Below are 20320 nucleotides of genomic sequence, written 5' to 3' on the forward strand. Positions count from 1 at the left end.
CGGCTGTTCATCGAGAAAGATTCGATGTTGTGTCAAGGGTTTATCAAGAGCGGGAATTTTCCTCGTCACAAGCGCGCCAGGGCAGCTGGATGCGCACCAGAAGCCCTCCGGTTTCTGGTAATGACGCGCTAATACTTCCCCTATGCGCCTGACAAATCGCCTGCGCAATTGATAAACCGAGGCCGCTGCCACCGGAGTGCCGGGCTCGTGATTGTTCCTCGCGGCTAAATCGCTTAAACATGTCCGGTAAAAAGTGCTTTGATACACCCGGACCGTCATCGGCGAATTCGAGGGTGTACTGCCCCTGGGCATAATGCAGCGCCACCTCCAGATGGCCTCCCTCGCGTCCGTAGCGGAGTGAATTCTCCATGAGGATCGTAAATACCTGTCCCATACGGAACGCATCGCCTCTGAAGGGGCATGCGCGCGGGTTACGCAACGTTATCGTAAAATTTTGCGCATCGGCCTGCGGGGTTATCCAGTCTGCCCGCTCCTGAATCAGCTCATCCAGACGGAATGGCCTGTCTTCAAGCACAAGATTTCCCGCATCAGCCAAAGAGAGAAGGTGCAATTCATCGGTCAGCCGGTTGAGGTGCTGGAGCTGTTTCATCACCATCCCTAACTGCTCCGGGGTGGCGTCAAACACGCCGTCCATCATACCCTGCAAACGCCCAATGGCTGCCGTCAGGGGAGAGCGCAGCTCATGTGCCATGGCAACGTGCGAGGCGCGCAGCTCCTTTTCATAGCGAGCCAGTTGTCCGGTCATGGTATTAAAGTCAGCCGCAAAGCTGATCATTTCAGCGGGCGCATCTTTCACCAGCTCTGCCTGTCGGCCAAACTGCCCATCGGCCACATCTTTGGCCGCATCACGAAGACAGCTGAACTGCAGCGCCAGAGGACGAGCGTGCTTAAGTCCCATCACCACAATGAAGGGGATCATCACCAGCACCAGCAGAGCCACGGTGACCCAGTCAGCCGAGGCGATAGACGGGGTGGAGTAACTGAGCCCCCACCAGCTGTCTACAATATCGTGAAAGCGGGCCGGGTTTGACTGCGGATTCTGGCTGAGCGTGAGAAACTCCTGCCGGACCGCTGCGGGCATTTTGCCCATTATCCAGTAGTTCTGCACGGCGTAACGCAGCCACATACAGGCTGCTATAACAATCACGCTGCCAATCGCCAGCGCCAGGATGCGCGCGCAAATCCAGCGCCAGAGGGAGGAATGACGGGTCTTTATCATGGCTGTCTGAACCTGTAACCCACGCCGCGAACGTTAACCAGCACGCCGGAAAGACCCGCGGCTTCGAGTTTTTTACGCAGGTTATAAATATGGGTATCCACCACCCGCTCCAGGGCCTCGCTTTCCGGCAAACAGTGCTCCAGTAAATATTGACGGGAAAAAGGACGCGAAGGTGAACGCATCAGCGTGGCCAGTAGCGAAAATTCCGTTGGGGTCAGATCCAGAACCCGCGGCGTGTTGTCATCATTGATAATGCTCGCCACGATGGCCGTGACATCCACCTCCAGCGTCTGCCAGCGAAGGATCTCTTCTTCGCGCGTGTTTTTATTGCTCCGGCGCAGCACCGCCTGCACCCGTGCCACGACTTCACCCGGATGATAGGGTTTAACGACATAGTCATCAGCCCCGTATCTCAACGCGCCGATGCGATCGGGCGTATCGCCCATAGCCGTCACCATGATAACGGGCACATCGCTTTTGCGACGCAGGCTGGCCAGCACCTCAGTTCCGTTGAGTCCGGGAAGCATGACATCCAGCAAGACAAGATCGGGTTTCCAGCGTTGCGCCATCTCCAGCCCGGCCAGCCCGTCCCCCGTGACGGTCACATCGTAATTTTCACGGCGTAAATAAGCTTCAAGTACGCCAGCCGCATCGGCATCATCTTCAATAATCAGCACTCTTCTGGACAACATCTGTTCACCTTGACCGTTTCTTAACACTATCCCGACTATTCATTGATTTAGCCAAATCATACTGCGCACAACGTAGAAGTGGAGACCAGTATGATAGCGAGAAAAAAAGCCCTGTATATGACCGTTCCGTTTCTGATGACGGCAGCATCCGGCGTACACGCCGATGAGGCACAAACGTCTTCCGACTATTTGACGATTGGGGCAGGAGGAAGCTATGCGCCTCGTTATTCAGGCTCTGACAAGCAGGTATGGCAAGGGGTTCCTGTTTTACAGGGGCGCAAAGGTGCATTCTTTATTGATGCGCAGAAAGGCATTGGATATGACCTGCAAAATGACAGCGGCGTGTACCTTGAACATACGCTGGGTTACGACCTGGGGAGGGCGGACGAAAACGCCAGCTGGCGCGAGGGAGCAAATAATCTGAAAGGGATGGGAGAGATCGATACCAGCCTGAATACCGGGCTGGCGGTCGGCTGGCAAATCACTTCCTGGCTGAGTGTGGAAGGCAAAGCGACCCTGCCTGTAACGGACAGTCAGGGGGTAAACTACCAGGCCTCTGTTACGCTGCTTCCTCTACAAACCAGTCAGGACACGATTGCTTTTCAGTCTGCATCCCTGTTTGGCGACAGCCGTTACCTCAATACCTGGTATGGCGTCAGTCAGCAGCAGAGTCAGCGCTCCGGTTATAGCCGTTATTCAGCGCCCGGTGGATTCTACGGTATAGACAGCAGTCTGACATGGAGTCATCAGTTCGATACCCATTGGGGCACGGTACTGAGTGCCGACTACACCTGGCTTGGGGAGCATGCAAATAACAGCCCGATCGTATCGCGACGTAACGAAGGCGCTGTCACCGCCGCCATCACCTGGACATTCTAGTGTAGTGGTGAGAGACGCGATCTTCCTCGGCGTAGCCGGGGTAATCATTACGGCCATCTATGTCATTACCTGGTACGTCTATGTATACGGGTGAACAGAGCTGGCCGGAGCGAGAAAATTCCTGGAAGATTATTTCTTCTTGTTCATCATCGCTTTCAAATCAGCAAACGGATTAAAGGTGGCGACACCCACATCTTTTTGCGCGTCTTCTCCCGCGACAACGGTGGTGCCGTACTGATCCGCCTCGGTGTACTTCGAGTGTTCATGATCGTGGCAAAACAGGCACAACAGCTCCCAGTTACTGCCATCTTCCGGGTTATTGGTATGGTCGTGATCGATATGGTGAACCGTCAGTTCCCGAAGGTTGGAATAGACAAATTCCCGTGAGCAGCGCCCACAGACCCATGGATAAATTTTTAATGCTTTTTCACGGTAGCCGCTTTCCAGCCGCGCGTAGTTTTTAGGGATCAGAGCCATTGCCGGTTTTACCTGCCAGGAAAAGAGTGAGCGAAATTATATCCCATTATGGAACGCAATAGCGATCTGCTCAGGTCAGTCAATTTATTTGACGCTTTCCGTTAAATAAACGGCATTTATTGTTGCCCGGTAATGCGTAGAGTAGAAGAAACGCAACACATTCTCAGGATTACCCCTTATGAAAAAGATCGGATTTTTATCATTTGGTCACTGGACGCCGTCGCCACAGTCCGGTACCCGAACCGCAGCGGACACGCTGCTGCAGTCCATCGACCTGGCCGTGGCCGCTGAAGAGCTGGGTGCCGATGGCGCTTATTTCCGTGTGCACCACTTTGCCCGCCAGCTCAGCTCGCCGTTCCCCTTGCTTGCGGCGATAGGCGCAAAAACCAAAAACATCGAAATCGGTACCGGCGTGATCGACATGCGGTATGAAAACCCAATGTACATGGCGGAGGATGCCGGGGCGGCGGATCTGATCTCCGGTGGGCGTTTGCAGCTGGGAATTAGCCGCGGCTCGCCGGAGCAGGTGATTGATGGCTGGCGTCACTTTGGCTATGTCCCGCAGGAAGGGGAAAACGAATCGGATATGGCGCGTCGTCATACCGAGGTGCTGCTTGAGGTGCTGCGCGGAGAAGGGTTTGCGAAACCAAACCCGCAACCGATGTTCCCGAACCCGCCGGGTCTGCTGCGCCTGGAGCCTCATTCCGAAGGTTTACGCGACCGCATCTGGTGGGGCGCCGGTTCAAATGCAACGGCGGTCTGGGCCGCAAAACTGGGCATGAACCTGCAAAGCTCAACGCTGAAAGACGATGAAACCGGCGAGCCGTTCCATATTCAGCAGGCAAAACAGATCCGCGCGTATCGTCAGGCCTGGGCTGAGGCGGGCCATACCCGTCAGCCGCGCGTGTCGGTGAGCCGCAGTATCTTTGCCCTGATGGACGATCGTGACCGGATGTATTTCGGGGCCAGCCGCAACGACAGCGATAGCGTGGGCTATCTGGATGAAAAAACGCGGGCGATTTTCGGGCGCAGCTATGCGGCAGAGCCCGACAAGCTGGTTGAACAATTGAAGCAGGACGACGCGATAGCCGAAGCGGATACCCTGTTACTGACCGTACCGAATCAGCTTGGCGTGGACTACAACGCGCATGTGATTGAGTCGATCCTCAAACATGTGGCGCCAGCAATGGGCTGGCGCGAGTAGGTAAACTGACGGGTTGCTCAGCCTCTGTGACTCATATCGCTCAGCAGTACGGCGATACTTTGTCCGCCCGCCGTCTGCTCAAGCGCAATCTTGACGATGATGGTCAGCGGAACGGAGAGCAGCATGCCAACGGGGCCGAGCAGCCAACCCCAGAATATCAGGGACAAAAACACCACCAGGGTCGAAAGCCCAAGCCCGCGTCCCATCATGCGCGGTTCAAGAATGTTTCCGAAGACCAGGTTAATTACCAGATAACCGGCCAGCAGAATCAGGGCATCATACAAACCACTGAAAACCAGCACCTGCAGAATAGGCGGGATGGCCGCCAGCACGGAACCGATGTTGGGAATATAGTTAAGCGCAAAGGCGAGCAGTCCCCAGACGAACGCAAACCGCACATCCAGCGCAACCAGCATGCCCCAGACAACACACCCGGTGACGAGACTGATCGCCGTTTTCAGCACCAGATAGCGGGAAACACTGTCCAGGGCACGCTGAATCGCGCCCATGCCTTCCACCGGCCGAACCATTATATGCTGTAGTTTGGCAGGCAGTTGCGGCACCTCCAGCAGCATAAATACCACGGTTAAAAACAGCAGGAAAATAGAGGTCATGGCGTTGGAGAGCTGCGCCAGCAGGCTGGTGACGAGGGTCATGGCTGCGTTGGGGTCGATATACTTCAGAAGTTCCTCAACGGAGACCTCAATGCCCGCGCGCTGCAGCCAGGGTTCAATCTGCAACAGGGGTATCACCAGCGACGAGCGGTATTTCGGCAGCGTGCGCGCCAGTTCATTCAGCGACGTGCCCAGATAAGCGACCAGCAGCACCATCGCGATAATAATGATGCTGATGAGCAGGGTGATCGCCAGCACGCGCGGTATGCGTATCCGCACCATGCGCTGAACCAGCGGGTTAAGGATCACTGCAATAAACAGCGCCAGAATAAAAGGCACGATAATATCGGCGGCAAAACGAACGCCCGTCAGGATGATCACCAGCATGCCAAGCATGATGACAATCTTAAGGCCGTTCAGGGTAATGATGGGTTTAGCCATGGCGGTTCCTGAATATTTTTTATTAATGATAAATGCGAATGGCGTTTAAATAAACTAACCAAAATCAAACGAGCTCAGTAAAGAATTGAAAAGACTTTGAGTAAAATCCTGACTTATGGTACAAATTCAGCGTGTTCAACTACCGAGGACAATTTTGATCCGCAAAGACGAGAAGCAACACCGCGGATAATTGTAATTTTATGGACAATTTGTTCAGGACGTATTCTTCAAACCATACTGCTGTATTCTCCACCTCTTTCTTCCTTCTGTCCGGTGAGCAACACTGGCGCAACGCGCTATAGTCACGTCTTCTGCCTGAGCTGGCGCCATGCGCTTAGCTATCTGATTTAATTTCCTTTTTTGGGTTTGCTGTTCGCAGCGAGCCGCGATGGATTATATTCTCAAGCAGGAGAAAAACATGTTTTACTGGATTTTATTAGCCCTGGCTATTCTCGCTGAAATTACCGGCACGCTGTCTATGAAATGGGCAAGCGTCAGCGATGGCAATACCGGTTTTATTTTAATGCTGGTGATGATTTCGCTTTCCTATATTTTCCTCTCGTTTGCGGTGAAGAAAATCGCGCTGGGGGTGGCTTATGCCCTCTGGGAAGGTATCGGTATTTTGTTGATTACGCTGTTCAGCGTTTTGTTATTTGACGAAACCTTATCAACAATGAAGATCGCCGGATTGACGACGCTGGTAGTCGGGATTGTGCTGATTAAATCGGGTACACGTAAACCGACAAAACCGCAGAAGGAGCAGACCCATGCAGCAGTTTGAATGGATCCACGCGGCCTGGCTGGGGTTCGCCATTGTTCTGGAAATTCTGGCGAACGTGTTTCTGAAATTCTCTGATGGTTTTCGCCGTAAAGTTTACGGTCTGATGTCGATTGCCGCTGTGCTGGGGGCGTTTAGCGCCCTGTCTCAGGCGGTCAAAGGTATCGATCTGTCTGTAGCCTATGCCCTGTGGGGCGGGTTTGGTATTGCCGCGACCCTGGCAGCAGGGTGGGTGCTCTTCGGCCAACGGTTAAATAATAAAGGCTGGATCGGCCTGGTATTGCTGCTGGCCGGTATGATTATGATAAAACTCGCCTGATGACGTCAGGCGAGGCGGCGCTGGCCTGTTATTGTGCCAGCGCTTCCAGCTTGTCGCGAAAACCGGTCACCGAGAGAGCACGGTTATCCGCGCGCCATCGGTCTTTGGCCGCCGGGGCTGAACTCTGCACACCAATCAACTGCCAGCCGTTATCCGTTTTCAGCATCAGCGGTGAGCCACTGTCGCCCGGTAACGTATCGCACTGGTGAGAGAGTACGCTGTTTTGCGCCCAGCCGGTCACAATGCAGTCGGTGTGGGTGTACAGCGTATCCAGATGATCGACCGGATAACCGGATTGCGTCACCTTGCGATCGACGGCTTTCAGCGCGGCGGTCAGCGCGGCTTTATCGCCATCAAACAGGGGCAGAGGAGTGATACCAGAAGGCGGGTAGCGCAAAATGATGAGACCGAAATCCCAGGAGGCCGCAGCGGGCGGGACTATCCAGCCGTCGCCGTCCGGTTTCAGGCGCTTACCCAGCGAAGGGTCAACCCGGCCTTCAATCCCGTGAATTTCATAGCGCCACATCCCTTTCTGAGACACAAATCGCAGTACCACGGCTTTGTCGGGTTTGCCGTCCGGCGGCGTCAACAGGCAATGGCCTGCGGTCAGGGCAAGCTGAGGGGTAATCAATGTGGCGGTGCATAAGTTACCGCTGGCGGTTTCCAGTTGCCCGATGGCATCCCACGGGGCCTGGGTAGGATCGGCGACACGCGTACGATCATCATGACCGAAAAACAGCGTTTTAAGCTCTTTCGCGCTAATGGTGTCATCATCGCCATCATCCGCATGCGCGAATCCAGAAAAAAGAGCAAACGTTCCCAGTAATAACACAACAGATTTACGCATATCACACTCTGGTGGGGGTAATTATGATTATTAAAAGTGAACCCTATGAAAATACTATAGACGGGACAGCGCTAAAGTGGGAGTAAAATCAGCGTGCTACGATCAGGAAAGATAAAACTGGCTTGCGATGAGCGCGCATAAAATAAGCAGGATAAGGATCAACTCAAACCGATAGCGTCGCAGCATACGCCCTCCGGATAAAAAAACGGCGCTGTATTGAAAGGTTCAGCGCCGGTTTACCAACGTGCCCCGAAGGGCACGGTTTAGCTTGTACTCTTACGCAGCTGGCTGAGCAGCTGGTTTAGCAGCTTCGTGTTTTACTGCTTTTTTGTGATGCTTTTTAGCGGCCTGAGCTTTCTGCTCTACAGCGGGTTTAGTCGCTTTTTTGTGGTGCTTTTTGGCGGCCTGTGCTTTCTGCTCAACAGCAGGTTTAGCGGCGTCTTGTTTTACGGCTTTTTTGTGGTGCTTTTTAGCCGCCTGCGCTTTTTGCTCAGCAGCAGGTTTAGCAGCTTTGTGATGTTTCTTGTGGTGTACCGTTTTTGCCGGTGCAGCGGTGGTTGCAGCAGGTGCAGCGGCAGCTGGAGCAGTTGCAGTAGTCTCAGCAGCGAACGCAGCAGAAGACAGACCCATAGCAGCGGCAACAACCAGAGCTAATACTTTATTCATGTTCATACCCTCGAATTTGGTTTTTCATTTAACCCCACTGCGGGGCCGTTGAAATAACTATATCCCTGTAAATTCGGGGTTTCCGTGAGTGATTGGTATCGGCGTGTAACCGTTTGTACAACGCCGGGGGCTTTCCCCGGCGTGGGTCATTACAGGTAACGCGAGGTCAGGTGTTCACGGAAGTAGCGGATATTCAGATCTTCTCCCGTCGCCTGGGTGATCAGCTGTGATGTGGTAAACCGGCTGCCGTGTTGCCAGACGTTCTGGCGCAGCCAGTCAAACAGGGCCGACAGATCCCCGTCAGCGATAGAGGCCTGCAGACCTGGCAGCGCCGTTTTCGCGGCATGGAACAGCTGCGCGGCGTACATCGCCCCCAGCGTATAAGACGGGAAGTAACCGAATCCGCCGTCGGTCCAGTGGATATCCTGCATACAGCCGTTGCGGTAGTTGTCTTTGGTGGATAACCCGAGCCACGCCTGCATTTTCTCATCCCACAGGGCCGGGATGTCCTCCACCTCGATATCGCCATTGATCAGCGCCCGCTCAATCTCATAGCGCAGCACCACGTGTGCCGGGTAGCTCACCTCGTCAGCATCGACGCGGATATAGCCCGGCTTCACGCGCTGGTTCCAGGCGATAAAGTTCTCTTCGCTAAACGCCGCCTGGCTGCCAAAACGGGCATGAACGGCAGGGAGGAGATGTTTCAGGAACGCCTCGCTGCGGCCAAGCTGCATCTCAAAGAACAGACTCTGGGATTCGTGGATTGCCGTTGAACGCGCCAGGGCAACGGGCTGACCGGCCCACGCGCGCGGCAGGTTCTGTTCGTAGCGCGCGTGTCCGGTTTCGTGGATCACGCCAAACAGGGCGCTGAGGAGTTCATCTTCGTCATACCGCGTGGTAATGCGCACATCTTCCGGCACGCCGCCGCAGAACGGGTGCGCGCTCACGTCCAGACGACCGCCGTTGAAATCGAAGCCGAGCATCTTCATGGCTTCCAGCCCCAGCTCACGCTGCGTTGCCGTCGGGAAGGGGCCCTGAGGCGGAACGAAGGTCTGCCTGGCCTGCTTGTCGACCACGTTTGCCAGCAGATCCGGCAGCCACGACTTCATGTCGGCAAAGAGCACGTCCAGACGTGCGCTGGTCATGTCTGGCTCAAAAATATCCAGCAGCGCATCGTAAGGTGAGCAACCTTTTGCCTCCGCGCGCAGACGCGCCTCTTCACGGCTGAGTTTTACTACCTCTTTCAGATTGGCGGAAAAGCCTTGCCAGTCATTGGACGGACGCTGGCTACGCCAGGCGTGCTCACATTTGCTGCCCGCCAGCGATTTGGCTTCCACCAGCGATTCCGGCAGCAGCGAGGCCTGCTGATATTGACGCGTCATTTCACGCAGGTTGGCCTGTTCGACGTCATTCAAATCTTCACCTGCCGCTGCAGCCAGCCATTCACCCACTTTTTTGTCGGTCAGGATCTGATGTTGCAGGACGCTCATCTCCGCCAGCGCTTCACCGCGCGCGGCGCTGCCGCCTGGCGGCATCATGGTGAACATGTCCCAGCTGGCGATGGAGGAGAGGTGCGAGAAGCGGGAGAGACGCTGGAAGGTTTTCACAAGTGACTGATAGGCGGATGTTTTTTGCAATTCTTATTTCCTCTTGCCAGGGATGTGTTTCAGGGAGCATACAATGAAACAGACCAAATTCCCCAGCATTTCCCACACGGAGGAAATCTAAGCCGATCTCCTCCGTTGAAACCGTCTCCGGAATGCCGGGAGACGGTTTTCGGTGGTTACTTAGGTCTTATCACGCATAACCTGTTGCAAGATCGCCAGTGCCTGGGTGAACTGGGCATCCGGAATGGTCAGCGGATAAAGGAAGCGGATCACGTTGCCGTACTGGCCGCAGATCAATAACAGCAGGCCCTGGGCGAGTGCTTTTTGCTGGATCGCCTGCGCGATGGCGGCCGAAGGTGCACGGCTCTCGGGATCAAAAAACTCCGCCGCAATCATCGATCCTCTTCCCCTTATCGCCACGAGCGCAGGGAAGGTGCCCTGAATCTCTTCCAGGGTGGCTTTCAGTCGATCGCCCAGATGTCGGGCGCGGGCGCACAGTGACTCGTTGTCGATAATATTCAGCACCGCGTGCGCGGCGGCCACCGCCAGCGGGTTGCCTGCATAGGTCCCCCCCAGACCGCCGGGCGCCGGCGCGTCCATGATTTCGGCGCGGCCCACCACGCCGGACAGCGGCATTCCGCCTGCCAGGCTTTTCGCCATCGTCATCAAGTCGGGCTTGTCCGCGTAGTGTTCCATGGCAAACAGTTTCCCCGTACGGGCGAAGCCGCTCTGTACTTCGTCGGCAATCATCACGATCCCGTGTTCATCACAGATACGGCGGATGGCGGCCACCAGATCTGGCGGGGCGACGTTGAATCCGCCTTCACCCTGAATGGGTTCAAAAATAATCGCCGCTACCTGTTTCGCCTCAATGTCTGCTTTGAACAGACGTTCTATCGCCGTGATGGCATCCTGCGTCGTGATGCCGTGCAGCTCCGAGGGATAGGGCACGTGATAAACCGACCCCGGGAAGGGGCCAAATCCCAGCTTATAAGGCGCGACCTTGCCGGTTAACGCCATGGTCATATAGGTTCGGCCGTGAAAGCCTCCTCCGAAGGCAATCACGCCCGGTCTGCCGGTGTGGGCCCGGGCGATTTTAATGGCATTTTCCACCGCTTCCGCGCCCGTTGTGAAGAACGCCGTTTTGGCCGGGCTCTGCACCGGAGCCAGCTCGTTAAGTTTTTCGGCTAATGAAACGTAGCTTTCATACGGCACAATCTGGTAGGCCGTGTGGGTGAACTGGTGAAGCTGTTTTTCCACTGCGGCCACCAGTTCAGGATGACGATGGCCGGTATTCAGTACCGCGATCCCGGCGGCGAAATCAATATAGTCGTTGCCTTCCACGTCGGTAAGCGTGGCATTCTCCGCCGTGCGGGCAAAGAAATCACACATTACGCCTACACCGCGCGGGGTAGCAGAAAGTCTGCGCTGATGAAATTCCTGGTTACTCATGTCAGATACCCTTTTGTCGAAACGCTCATACGCCAAGACGATCGCGCAGGCTGTAATACGCCGCGCCCATCGCCGTGAATGGAATCCGCAGGCTGCGACCGCCCGGGAAGGGGTAGTGCGGAAGGTTGGCAAACGCATCAAAGCGCTCAGCGTCACCGCGCAACAGTTCCGAGATCAGCCGTCCGGCCAGGTGGGTGCAGGTAACGCCGTGGCCGCTGTAGCCCTGCATGTAATAGATGTTTTTATCCAGACGACCAAACTGCGGCATGCGTGACAGGGTCAGCAGGAAGTTGCCCGTCCAGCGGTAGTCGATTTTGACACCGGCCAGCTGTGGGAAGGTTTTCAGCAGCTTTGGCATCACCAGACGCTCGACATCGTCCGGATCGCGCGCGCCATAGACGACGCCACCGCCGTACAGCAGGCGGTTGTCGGCGGTAAGGCGGTAGTAATCCAGCAGGTAGTTACAATCTTCCACGCAGTAGTTATTGGGGATCAGCGTGCGGACGACCGCTTCCGGCAGCGGGGCGGTGGTCACGACCTGAGTGCCGCAGGGCATGCTGCGTTTCGCCAGTTCCGGTTCTATCTTGTCGCCCAGGTAGGCATTCCCGGCGACGATCACGTAGCGGGCCGTCACCTGGCCATGCTGCGTGCTTACCACAGCCGGGCTGGTGTGCTGAATGGCGGTCACCGGGGACTGTTCATACACCCGCCCGCCGTTCAGGCGAATGGCGTCCGCTTCGCCGATTGCCAGGTTCAGTGGATGAATATGCCCCCCGCTGCGGTCCAGCAGCGCGCCGGTATAGCGTTCGCTGTCGACTTCCCGGCGGATGGCACTGGCGTCCAGCAACTCCAGCTGCGTATTGCCGTAGCGTTCCCAGTTGGCTTTTTGCTCCTCCAGCGTCTCAAGTTGCTTATGGTTTAGCGCCACAAACAGCCCGCCGGGACGATAGTCGCACTGGATCTGATAGCGCTGGATACGCTCCCGGATGATCTCCCCGCCTTCAAACATCATGCTCCCGAGGACTCTGGCGGCATCGGGTCCATAGTTTTTCTCAATCACGTCGATATCGCGGCTGTAAGAGTTAACCAGCTGGCCGCCGTTGCGTCCGCTGGCGCCGAAGCCGATGCGCGCTCCTTCAAGGAGCACCACGTCGTAGCCCATTTCGGCGAGATGCAGCGCGGAGGAGAGGCCGGTATAGCCGCCGCCCACCACGCACACGTCACAGCTGATCGACTCGTTAAGCGTCGGGAAAGGTTCGTAAGCGTTCGCGCTGGCCGCGTAGTAGCTGGTGGTATGTTCGGTCATGATTGAGACTCCAGGGCAATCCAGATGGTTTTCAGTTCGGTAAATTTTTCCAGCGCGTGCAGGGACTTATCGCGACCGTTGCCGCTCTGCTTATAGCCGCCAAAGGGGACGGTCATATCGCCGTCGTTATAGTTATTGACGAAGACCGAGCCTGCTTTCAGACGGCGGCTCATGCGGTGCGCGCGGGAAAGATCGCGGGTCCATACCGCCGCGCCAAGCCCATATTCACTGTCATTGGCCAGCGTTAAGGCTTCTTCTTCGGTTTTAAAACGGGTGACGACCAGCACCGGCCCGAAAATCTCTTCCCGACACAGCGGGGAGGCAGGATCGATGTCGACAAAAATGGTGGGACCGACTGCGCAAGGCCATGCTTGTTCCCGCCCGTCCAGCAGCAGCGTACCTTTTCGGGTTCCCTCGCGAATAAACGTGTGGACGGTATCGGCATGTGCTGCGTCGATGAGCATGCCCATCGTGCTGTCAGGGTCGAGCGGATCGCCCGGCTGCCAGTGACGGGCCTGCGTTTTTAGCTTTGCCAGAAAGTCATCGGCGATGCTGTCTTCGAGTAGCAGGCGGGTACCGGCGATACAGACTTGCCCCTGGTTATAAAAAATCCCGGCGGCGGTCGTGCTCACGGCTTTGTCCAGGTCCGGACAGTCGGCAAAGATAATGTTGGCGCTCTTGCCACCCGCCTCCAGCCAGACGCGCTTCATGTTGCTTTCTCCCGCGTCCTTCAACAACTGCTTGCCGGTACGGGTAGAGCCGGTAAAGGTCAGCACTTCGACTTCAGGATGCAGTGCCAGCGCCTGGCCCGCTTCGTGGCCGTAACCGCTTATCACATTCAGTACGCCGTCCGGCAGGCCTGCCTCTTTCGCCAGCCCGGCCAGCCGCAGGGCGGTGAGTGGTGATTTCTCCGAGGGTTTCAATACCACGCTGTTGCCCGCGATCAGTGCCGGGCCCAGCTTCCAGCAGGCCAGCAGCAGCGGGAAGTTCCAGGGAACGATGGCCGCAACCACCCCGATCGGCTCGCGCACGATCATCGCCAGTTCGCCCGGCCCCGTAGGCGCCACTTCGCCGTAGACTTTATCCGCCGCTTCGGCGTACCAGCGAATGGCGCGCGCTGCGCCGGGAATATCGTCGCGCAGGCTGTGGCGGATGGGTTTACCGGTGTCCAGTGTTTCCAGTAAGGCCAGCTCTTCGCCGTGGCGTTCCATCAAATCGGCGAGCTTATTGAGCACGGCCTTGCGCTGCGCCGGAGATGCCTGCGACCAGTCACCGCGCTCAAATACCTCACGCGCCGCCTGAACTGCACGGTCCACGTCCGCCTGTTTGCCCCGGGCCACGTTCGCCAGCGTCTGTTGTGTCGCGGGATTGACGGTTTCAAACGTGGCATTATCGGCGGCGTCACAATAGGCACCGTTAATAAATAACCGGGTCTCAATGGCGCTGTTTTTTGCTTTATCCTGCCAGTAAGTCAGGTGCTGAAAATGCATATTCACTCCTTTCTTTCGCAATCAGATAAATAAGGTCATGGCCGTTTCAGGCAATACGAAGCCGTGGGGCATCCCGGGAATTAACCCGTTGAATGCCGACATTGATCGTTTTTATTTGTCCCGGCGTAAGCGCACTTACGCCGGGACTGAGTGGTAATTAGAACGTGGTGGGGGTGTGGGCACTGATAATGCGGCAGATGCCTGCCGAGGTGTTGCTGAAGCTGTGCGGTATGCCGGTATTAATGGCATAGCTTTGCCCCGCAACCAGGTGATAAGGCTGGCCATTAATGGTCAGCACTATTTCACCTTCCAGTATCGTACCGATCTCCTCACCCTGGTGTTTGATCCTCTCTCCGGTCGTGGTTCCTGGCTGGTAAGTTTCAAAAATCATCGCCAGCGTACGGTTCGGATTTCCGTTATGAACCAGCTTCATCGAAACCCCCTGACTGCCTATTTCGATAAGGTCTTCCTGATTAATAACCACCTGCGGTTCATCAGGTTTTTCCGGTTCCGAAAAGAATTCCGAGAGCGACAGCCCATAAACTTTCAGCAGCTTTTGCAGCGTACTGATGGCAGGACTGACTTTGTCCTGCTCAATGGTGCTGATGGCACTGTGTGTCAACCCAGACAGTTCGGCGGCACGCCGCTGCGAGAGACCCAATTGCTGGCGGATCTCAGACAGACGTTTCCCTGGCGCCAGTCCGTCATCGCTCATAGTTGCATTTCCTTTACGGTAGTGGTCAAAGCCGTTGCTTCTCGGCAATGTGGCTTTGACAGGCGGTGATAAAATCTTCAAACAACATGCGTGACAGGGCATACTCGCTGCTGTTCCATTCGGGGTGCCATTGCACACCGAGGGCAAAAGGGTGGTCATGAACGCTGACCGCTTCGACGAGCCCGTCCGTCGAGCGGGCCTCCACGCGAAGCCGTGGTCCTAACGTCCGTGCACCTTGCCCGTGTAACGAGTTTACCCAAAATGTGTTACAGCCTGGTATTAATTGAGACAGCAGTCCTCCCTCCTGAACCTGAACTTCATGAGAAGGGGCGTATTGTAGCTCAACCGGCAGTTCAGGATCTTCCCGGTGCTCAAGCAGGTCGTTCTGCTCGAACAGGCGGCGATACAGCGTTCCTCCCGTGGCAACAACCATTTCCTGCAGCCCCCGGCAGATGGCGAAAATGGGGATGCGCCTTTCGAGCGCGGCAGCTATCAGCGCCATACTCAGAAGATCTCGCCCGGGATCGGCGTCAGGCTCATCGCCGTTTTCACCATAAAGGTGCGGCTGCACGTTACTTGGGCTGCCCGGCAGGTAAATTCCGTCCAGGGTTGGCAGCAGAGCGGTAATAAGCTCTGGCTCTGCCAGCGCATGCGGTAAGGCAACAGGTAAGCCCCCCGCGTTAATAATGGCATTCAGGTACTTTTCTTGCAGGGTCTGGGTCTCATGACCCTTAAGCCTGTTTCTGCACATCACCACGCCAATAACTGGCTTGTTCATTATATTTTCCATGATCGCCCTCACAAAGTGGACTAAATTTAGGCCATTCTCGCCTGTGAAACGGCCTTTTCGTTCAATATTTTCTCAATCTAGCAACGAGATCTGCCTTTTGCAAACTTAATTTAACATTTGACAAACAATTTGTTTGCATACAGATTCGATAGTGTGGACATTATATTTGACAGTCCAGAGCAGCGAACGCAAATCCCAAAAACGGTGGTAAATCATGGAAACCAATATCGTAGAAGTTGAGAACTTTGTGCAGCACACGGATGAGAGGCGGGGCAGCGCCTTTACGCAGGAAGTGAAGCGCTATTTAGAAAAGTATCCTGACACCCAGTTTATTGATGTCCTCCTGACCGACCTGAACGGCTGTTTTCGCGGCAAACGCATCCCGGTTGCCGGACTGAGCAAACTTGAAAAAGGCTGCTATTTCCCGGCATCGGTTTTCGCCATGGACATTCTGGGTAACGTTGTGGAAGAGGCAGGGCTGGGGCAGGAGCTGGGCGAGCCGGACTGTATCTGTGTGCCGGTGCCGGGCACACTGACACCCTCCGCCGCCGACCCGGAGTATATTGGTCAGGTGCAGCTCACCATGGTCGATGAAGATGGCGCTCCCTTTGACGTTGAGCCGCGGAACGTACTCAACCGACTCTGGCAGCAGCTGCGCCAGCGCGGTCTGTTCCCCGTGGTAGCGGTAGAGCTGGAGTTCTATTTACTTGACCGTAAACGCGATGCCGACGGCTATCTGCAGCCACCCTGCGCGCCGGGCACCGACGTGCGTAACACGCAGAGTCAGGTCTACTCGGTTGATAATCTCAACCACTTTGCTGACGTGCTGAATGACATTGACGAACTGGCGCAGCTGCAGTTGATCCCCGCCGACGGGGCAGTGGCTGAAGCCTCCCCGGGCCAGTTTGAGATTAACCTGCACCATACGGAAAACGTGCTGGATGCCTGCGATGATGCGCTGGCGCTAAAACGTCTCGTCAGGCAGATGGCGGAAAAACACAAGATGCACGCCACGTTTATGGCAAAGCCGTATGAAGAACATGCGGGCAGCGGGATGCATATCCACATCAGCATGCAAAACAACAGAGGCGAAAACGTGTTCGCAGACGCCAGCGGTGAGGATTCCGCGCTGCTGAAACGCGCGCTGGCCGGGATGATCGATCTGATGCCAGCGTCCATGGCGCTGCTGGCGCCGAACGTCAACTCCTACCGCCGTTTCCAGCCGGGAATGTACGTGCCGACGCAGGCGTCATGGGGACACAATAATCGCACGGTTGCCCTGCGTATCCCCTGCGGCGATCGCCATAACCATCGGGTCGAATACCGGGTGGCGGGAGCAGACGCGAATCCGTATCTGGTGATGGCGGCGATTTTTGCCGGCATTTTACACGGGCTGGATAACGATTTACCCCTGCAGGAAGAAGTTGAAGGCAATGGTCTGGAGCAGGACGGACTGCCGTTCCCGATTCGTCAGAGCGATGCGCTGTGGGAATTTATGCAAAACGATCACCTTCGCGAGCGGCTGGGCGAACGTTTCTGCCACGTCTATCACGCCTGCAAAAATGATGAATTACTGCAGTTCGAACGCCTGATTACCGAAACTGAAATCGAGTGGATGCTGAAAAACGCCTGATGACGTGCCCCGGTCAGGGGCCGCTTTGTTTCATTGCATACGTATCACCAAACGGCCTGCGCGGAGCCTGGCCGAACTGTTCGCTGGCACGCCAGCTATCTCCCGGGAGTCGCGTTATGGAGCGCAGGCGGCACAGGGACTTTCTTAACGACACTGTGTGACGAGGTAGGAAATGATGCAGATGTTCAACTATCCGCAGGGCGAAGGGGGCCAGTCAGGCGCCTGCTGTGAGTGCGAGCGAGAGACGCTGCGCTGGTACGATCGCGTATGTTCTTTACAACTTCCCCCTTTGCTAAGCAGGTTTGCGTTAAGGTCAACGCGATTGCAAACCACGGTAAGCATGGGGGGGATGGTCTATGGCGACTAACACATCTCTTGATTCGCCGGGCATGGCCGGAAGAGCCCGGCTTCGCAGTTCCCTCAAGCTCTGGCAGGTGGTGATGATGGGGCTGGCTTACCTTACCCCCATGACCGTGTTTGATACCTTCGGCATTGTGTCCGGTATCAGCAATGGCCACGTGCCCGCCTCGTATCTCCTGGCGCTGGCGGGCGTCATGTTTACCGCCATCAGCTACGGCAAACTGGTACGACAGTTCCCGGAGGCGGGCTCTGCGTACACCTACACGCAGAAATCGATCGGACCCCATCTGGGGTTTATGGTCGGCTGGTCATCGCTGCTGGACTATCTCTTCCTGCCGATGATCAACGTGCTGCTGGCGAAGATCTACCTTTCCGCATTGTTCCCGGAAGTCCCACCGTGGGTGTGGGTGGTAGGGTTTGTGACGATCCTGACGCTGGCGAACCTGAAGAGTGTTAATTTGGTCGCCAACTTTAACACCCTGTTTGTGCTGGTGCAGATCGCTATCATGGTGGTGTTTGTCATACTCGTGGTGCATGGCCTGCACAAGGGGGAGGGCGTGGGCACCGTCTGGTCGCTGCAGCCGTTTATCAGCGAGAACGCACATCTGATCCCGATTATTACCGGCGCGACTATCGTCTGCTTCTCTTTCCTCGGGTTTGACGCGGTCACCACGCTGTCGGAAGAGACGCCAAATGCGGCGCGGGTTATTCCCAAAGCCATTTTCCTGACCGCACTGTATGGCGGGCTGATATTCATTGTTGCCTCGTTTTTCATGCAGCTCTTCTTCCCGACGATTGCGCGCTTCAAGAACCCGGACGCCGCGCTGCCGGAAATTGCGCTGTACGTGGGCGGCAAGCTCTTCCAGTCGGTGTTTCTGTGTACCACGTTTGTGAATACGCTCGCTTCAGGCCTGGCTTCACACGCCAGCGTCTCACGCTTATTGTATGTGATGGGGCGTGACAACGTCTTTCCGGAGCGGGTGTTTGGCTACGTGCATCCGAAATGGCGTACTCCGGCCCTGAACGTCATTATGGTAGGGATAGTGGCGCTGTCGGCCCTGTACTTTGACCTCGTGACCGCGACGGCGCTGATCAACTTTGGCGCGCTGGTGGCGTTTACGTTTGTTAATCTCTCGGTGTACAACCATTTCTGGCGGCGTAAGGGGCTGAACAAAACGTGGAAAGATCGGTTCCACTATCTCCTGCTGCCACTCATTGGTGCCGTAACGGTCGGCGTGCTGTGGATAAACCTCGAAGCGACGTCCCTGACGCTTGGCCTCATCTGGGCGGCACTGGGGGTCCTTTATCTGACATGGCTGACGCGCCGTTTCCGAAAACCGCCTCCGCAGTTTGAAGCCGCTAAGATAGAGCAGGCCTGGGATTCCTGAATGTAAAAACGGCACCAGTACGCTGGTGCCGTTTATCTGGATCGCTCGTCTTACCGGATATCAGCCCGCAGGCGGATTATCTCAGACGTTTATGAAGACTGGCGCCTACCAGCAGTGCCCCGCAGAGCATCAGCGCGATAAACCCGCCCACGCCGTTCCAGCCGTAGTTGTGCCAGAATACGCCGCCCAGCGTCCCGGCGAAGCTGGAGCCAAGATAATAGCTAAACAGATACAAAGAGGATGCCTGGCCTTTGGCACGACGGGCGCGCGGGCCAATCCAGCTGCTGGCAACGGAATGCGCGGCGAAGAAACCGGCAGAGAAGAGCAGCATTCCGGTGAAAATCAGCCACAGGGACGAGAAGAGCGTCAGCAACAGGCCCAGCAACATCACGGCGGTTGAGACCAGCATCACCGGCCCACGGCCATAGCGGGCGGTCATCGCTCCGGCTTTTGGCGAGCTCCAGGTCCCGGTCAGATACGCCACGGAGAGCAGGCCCACCACCGCCTGGCTCAGATGCCACGGCGAGAGCATCAGACGATAGCCAATATAGTTAAACAGCGTGACGAACGATCCCATCAGCAGGAAGCCGGTCAGGAACAGCCGCGGCAGCCCTTTATCCCGCCAGTGCAGGCGGAAGTTGATAAACAGCGTTTTCGGACGCAGGGAGGTGGGGCGGAAGTGGCGTGATTCCGGCAGAATTTTCCAGAACATCAGCGCAGAGGCCAGTGCAAAGCAGCCAATCACCGCCAGCGCAATGCGCCAGTTAAAGAAGTCTGTAAACACGCCGCTCAGCAGGCGTCCGCTCATACCGCCAATGGAGTTCCCGCTGATGTACAGCCCCATGGAGAACGCGACAAAGCTCGGGTGGATCTCTTCACTGAGATAAGTCATCCCGACCGCTGCCACGCCGCTCAGGGATAACCCGATGAGCGCGCGCATCATCAGGATCCCGTGCCAGCTGGTCATCATGGTGGAGAGCAACGTACAAACCGACGCCAGCATCAGCGCGGTCACCATCACCTGTTTACGCCCAATGGCATCAGAGAGAGGGCCGGTAAAAAGCAGGCCGACAGCCAGCATCCCGGTTGAAATAGAGAGAGAAATACTGCTGCTGGCCGGTGAGACGCCAAACTCATGTGACAGCACGGGAAGGATAGGCTGAACGCAGTAGAGCAGGGCAAAGGTTGCCAGACCGGCTGAGAACAGCGCCAGCGTGACGCGCATAAATTGGGAGGTACCACGTTTAATAAACTGCGCCGGCTGAGAAGCTGCGGGTAAATCATCGATATCGCGTGCCGGTTCGATATCAACGGTAGATGTACGACTCACACATGTTCCTTGCTTAAACATCCCCGTGGTTTCTGGTGACGGGTATGACCACCCCTTCAGGGTAGGAAAATGTAAATATTCTGTCTAATATA

At 56.1% G+C, this 20320-nt stretch carries 20 protein-coding genes and 1 pseudogene; 8 read left to right on the plus strand and 13 right to left on the minus strand.

Annotated features, from left to right (window positions below; all coding sequences use genetic code 11):
* Positions 1–43: 43 nt before the first annotated feature.
* Both PUZ33_RS12700 and PUZ33_RS12705 read right to left on the minus strand, forming a co-directional pair.
* Positions 44–1240, minus strand: a complete 1197-nt coding sequence (locus PUZ33_RS12700) for a sensor histidine kinase (RefSeq protein ID WP_058680619.1) — start codon at positions 1238–1240, stop codon at positions 44–46.
* The gene (locus tag PUZ33_RS12705) at positions 1237–1932 is read right to left on the minus strand and encodes a response regulator (protein WP_062676694.1); all 696 of its coding nucleotides are present in this window, start codon (positions 1930–1932) and stop codon (positions 1237–1239) included. The genes PUZ33_RS12700 and PUZ33_RS12705 overlap by 4 nt, the downstream gene beginning before the upstream one ends.
* A 90-nt stretch (positions 1933–2022) precedes the next feature.
* On the opposite strand from PUZ33_RS12705, the gene PUZ33_RS12710 reads away from it, so the two are divergent.
* On the plus strand, positions 2023–2811 hold the full coding sequence (locus PUZ33_RS12710) for a MipA/OmpV family protein (RefSeq protein WP_058680617.1): 789 nt from the start codon (positions 2023–2025) through the stop codon (positions 2809–2811).
* A gap of 129 nt (positions 2812–2940) precedes the next feature.
* Here PUZ33_RS12710 and yajD read toward each other — a convergent pair whose 3' ends face one another.
* Positions 2941–3288 (minus strand): HNH nuclease YajD, encoded by a 348-nt coding sequence (yajD, locus tag PUZ33_RS12715; protein ID WP_006808895.1) that lies wholly within the window; start codon positions 3286–3288, stop codon positions 2941–2943.
* A 178-nt stretch (positions 3289–3466) separates the two neighbouring features.
* On the opposite strand from yajD, the gene PUZ33_RS12720 reads away from it, so the two are divergent.
* A complete protein-coding gene (locus PUZ33_RS12720; RefSeq protein ID WP_058661262.1) occupies positions 3467–4492 on the plus strand; it encodes an LLM class flavin-dependent oxidoreductase in 1026 nt (341 codons plus the stop codon).
* A gap of 17 nt (positions 4493–4509) precedes the next feature.
* Here PUZ33_RS12720 and PUZ33_RS12725 read toward each other — a convergent pair whose 3' ends face one another.
* On the minus strand, positions 4510–5547 hold the full coding sequence (locus PUZ33_RS12725; protein ID WP_020688252.1) for an AI-2E family transporter: 1038 nt from the start codon (positions 5545–5547) through the stop codon (positions 4510–4512).
* 131 nt (positions 5548–5678) lie between these two features.
* Between PUZ33_RS12725 and PUZ33_RS25225 the strand changes: the two are divergent.
* From PUZ33_RS25225 to mdtI, 3 genes and pseudogenes are all read left to right on the plus strand, one after another.
* Positions 5679–5849, plus strand: a pseudogene (locus PUZ33_RS25225) (protein YdgV).
* A gap of 116 nt (positions 5850–5965) precedes the next feature.
* Entirely contained in the window at positions 5966–6328 is a 363-nt protein-coding gene (gene mdtJ, locus PUZ33_RS12730; RefSeq protein ID WP_029882799.1) for a multidrug/spermidine efflux SMR transporter subunit MdtJ, read from the plus strand.
* Positions 6315–6644 carry a multidrug/spermidine efflux SMR transporter subunit MdtI gene (gene mdtI, locus PUZ33_RS12735; RefSeq protein ID WP_013096842.1) on the plus strand — a complete coding sequence of 110 codons (330 nt, stop codon included), beginning with the start codon at positions 6315–6317 and terminating at the stop codon, positions 6642–6644. Before mdtJ ends, mdtI begins: the two co-directional genes overlap by 14 nt.
* Before the next feature lie 28 nt (positions 6645–6672).
* Here the strand turns inward: mdtI and PUZ33_RS12740 are convergent, their stop codons facing one another.
* The 8 genes from PUZ33_RS12740 to puuD form a co-directional block, all read right to left on the minus strand.
* Positions 6673–7491: a trypsin-like serine peptidase gene (locus PUZ33_RS12740; RefSeq protein WP_013096841.1), complete on the minus strand. Its 819-nt coding sequence runs from the start codon at positions 7489–7491 to the stop codon at positions 6673–6675.
* 276 nt (positions 7492–7767) lie between these two features.
* Positions 7768–8157 carry an acid resistance repetitive basic protein Asr gene (asr, locus tag PUZ33_RS12745; RefSeq protein WP_013096840.1) on the minus strand — a complete coding sequence of 130 codons (390 nt, stop codon included), beginning with the start codon at positions 8155–8157 and terminating at the stop codon, positions 7768–7770.
* A gap of 149 nt (positions 8158–8306) precedes the next feature.
* The gene (locus tag PUZ33_RS12750) at positions 8307–9794 is read right to left on the minus strand and encodes a carboxypeptidase M32 (protein WP_058680616.1); all 1488 of its coding nucleotides are present in this window, start codon (positions 9792–9794) and stop codon (positions 8307–8309) included.
* A 150-nt stretch (positions 9795–9944) separates the two neighbouring features.
* Entirely contained in the window at positions 9945–11216 is a 1272-nt protein-coding gene (gene puuE, locus PUZ33_RS12755; protein ID WP_029882801.1) for a 4-aminobutyrate transaminase, read from the minus strand.
* Between the two features lie 25 nt (positions 11217–11241).
* Positions 11242–12522, minus strand: a complete 1281-nt coding sequence (locus PUZ33_RS12760; protein ID WP_013096837.1) for an NAD(P)/FAD-dependent oxidoreductase — start codon at positions 12520–12522, stop codon at positions 11242–11244.
* A complete protein-coding gene (gene puuC / locus PUZ33_RS12765) occupies positions 12519–14012 on the minus strand; it encodes an aldehyde dehydrogenase PuuC (protein WP_058680615.1) in 1494 nt (497 codons plus the stop codon). Before puuC ends, PUZ33_RS12760 begins: the two co-directional genes overlap by 4 nt.
* 157 nt (positions 14013–14169) lie before the next feature.
* Positions 14170–14727, minus strand: a complete 558-nt coding sequence (gene puuR, locus PUZ33_RS12770) for an HTH-type transcriptional regulator PuuR (RefSeq protein WP_013096835.1) — start codon at positions 14725–14727, stop codon at positions 14170–14172.
* Positions 14728–14752: 25 nt separating this feature from the next.
* On the minus strand, positions 14753–15517 hold the full coding sequence (gene puuD / locus PUZ33_RS12775; protein WP_058680640.1) for a gamma-glutamyl-gamma-aminobutyrate hydrolase: 765 nt from the start codon (positions 15515–15517) through the stop codon (positions 14753–14755).
* A gap of 214 nt (positions 15518–15731) precedes the next feature.
* Between puuD and PUZ33_RS12780 the strand changes: the two genes are divergently transcribed.
* From PUZ33_RS12780 to PUZ33_RS12785, 3 genes are all read left to right on the plus strand, one after another.
* Complete coding sequence (locus PUZ33_RS12780; RefSeq protein WP_013096832.1) at positions 15732–17150, plus strand: glutamine synthetase family protein; 1419 nt, start codon at positions 15732–15734, stop codon at positions 17148–17150.
* A gap of 181 nt (positions 17151–17331) precedes the next feature.
* Complete coding sequence (locus tag PUZ33_RS25230; protein ID WP_418250462.1) at positions 17332–17517, plus strand: hypothetical protein; 186 nt, start codon at positions 17332–17334, stop codon at positions 17515–17517.
* Entirely contained in the window at positions 17507–18898 is a 1392-nt protein-coding gene (locus PUZ33_RS12785) for an APC family permease (RefSeq protein ID WP_058680614.1), read from the plus strand. The genes PUZ33_RS25230 and PUZ33_RS12785 overlap by 11 nt, the downstream gene beginning before the upstream one ends.
* A gap of 76 nt (positions 18899–18974) precedes the next feature.
* On the opposite strand, the gene PUZ33_RS12790 is transcribed toward PUZ33_RS12785, so the two are convergent.
* The gene (locus tag PUZ33_RS12790) at positions 18975–20228 is read right to left on the minus strand and encodes an MFS transporter (protein WP_013096829.1); all 1254 of its coding nucleotides are present in this window, start codon (positions 20226–20228) and stop codon (positions 18975–18977) included.
* Between the last annotated feature and the right edge of the window lie 92 nt (positions 20229–20320).

The sequence above is a fragment of the Enterobacter cloacae complex sp. 2022EL-00981 genome (genome assembly GCF_028737495.1).
In the GTDB taxonomy this organism is placed as follows: Bacteria; Pseudomonadota; Gammaproteobacteria; order Enterobacterales; family Enterobacteriaceae; genus Enterobacter; species Enterobacter cloacae.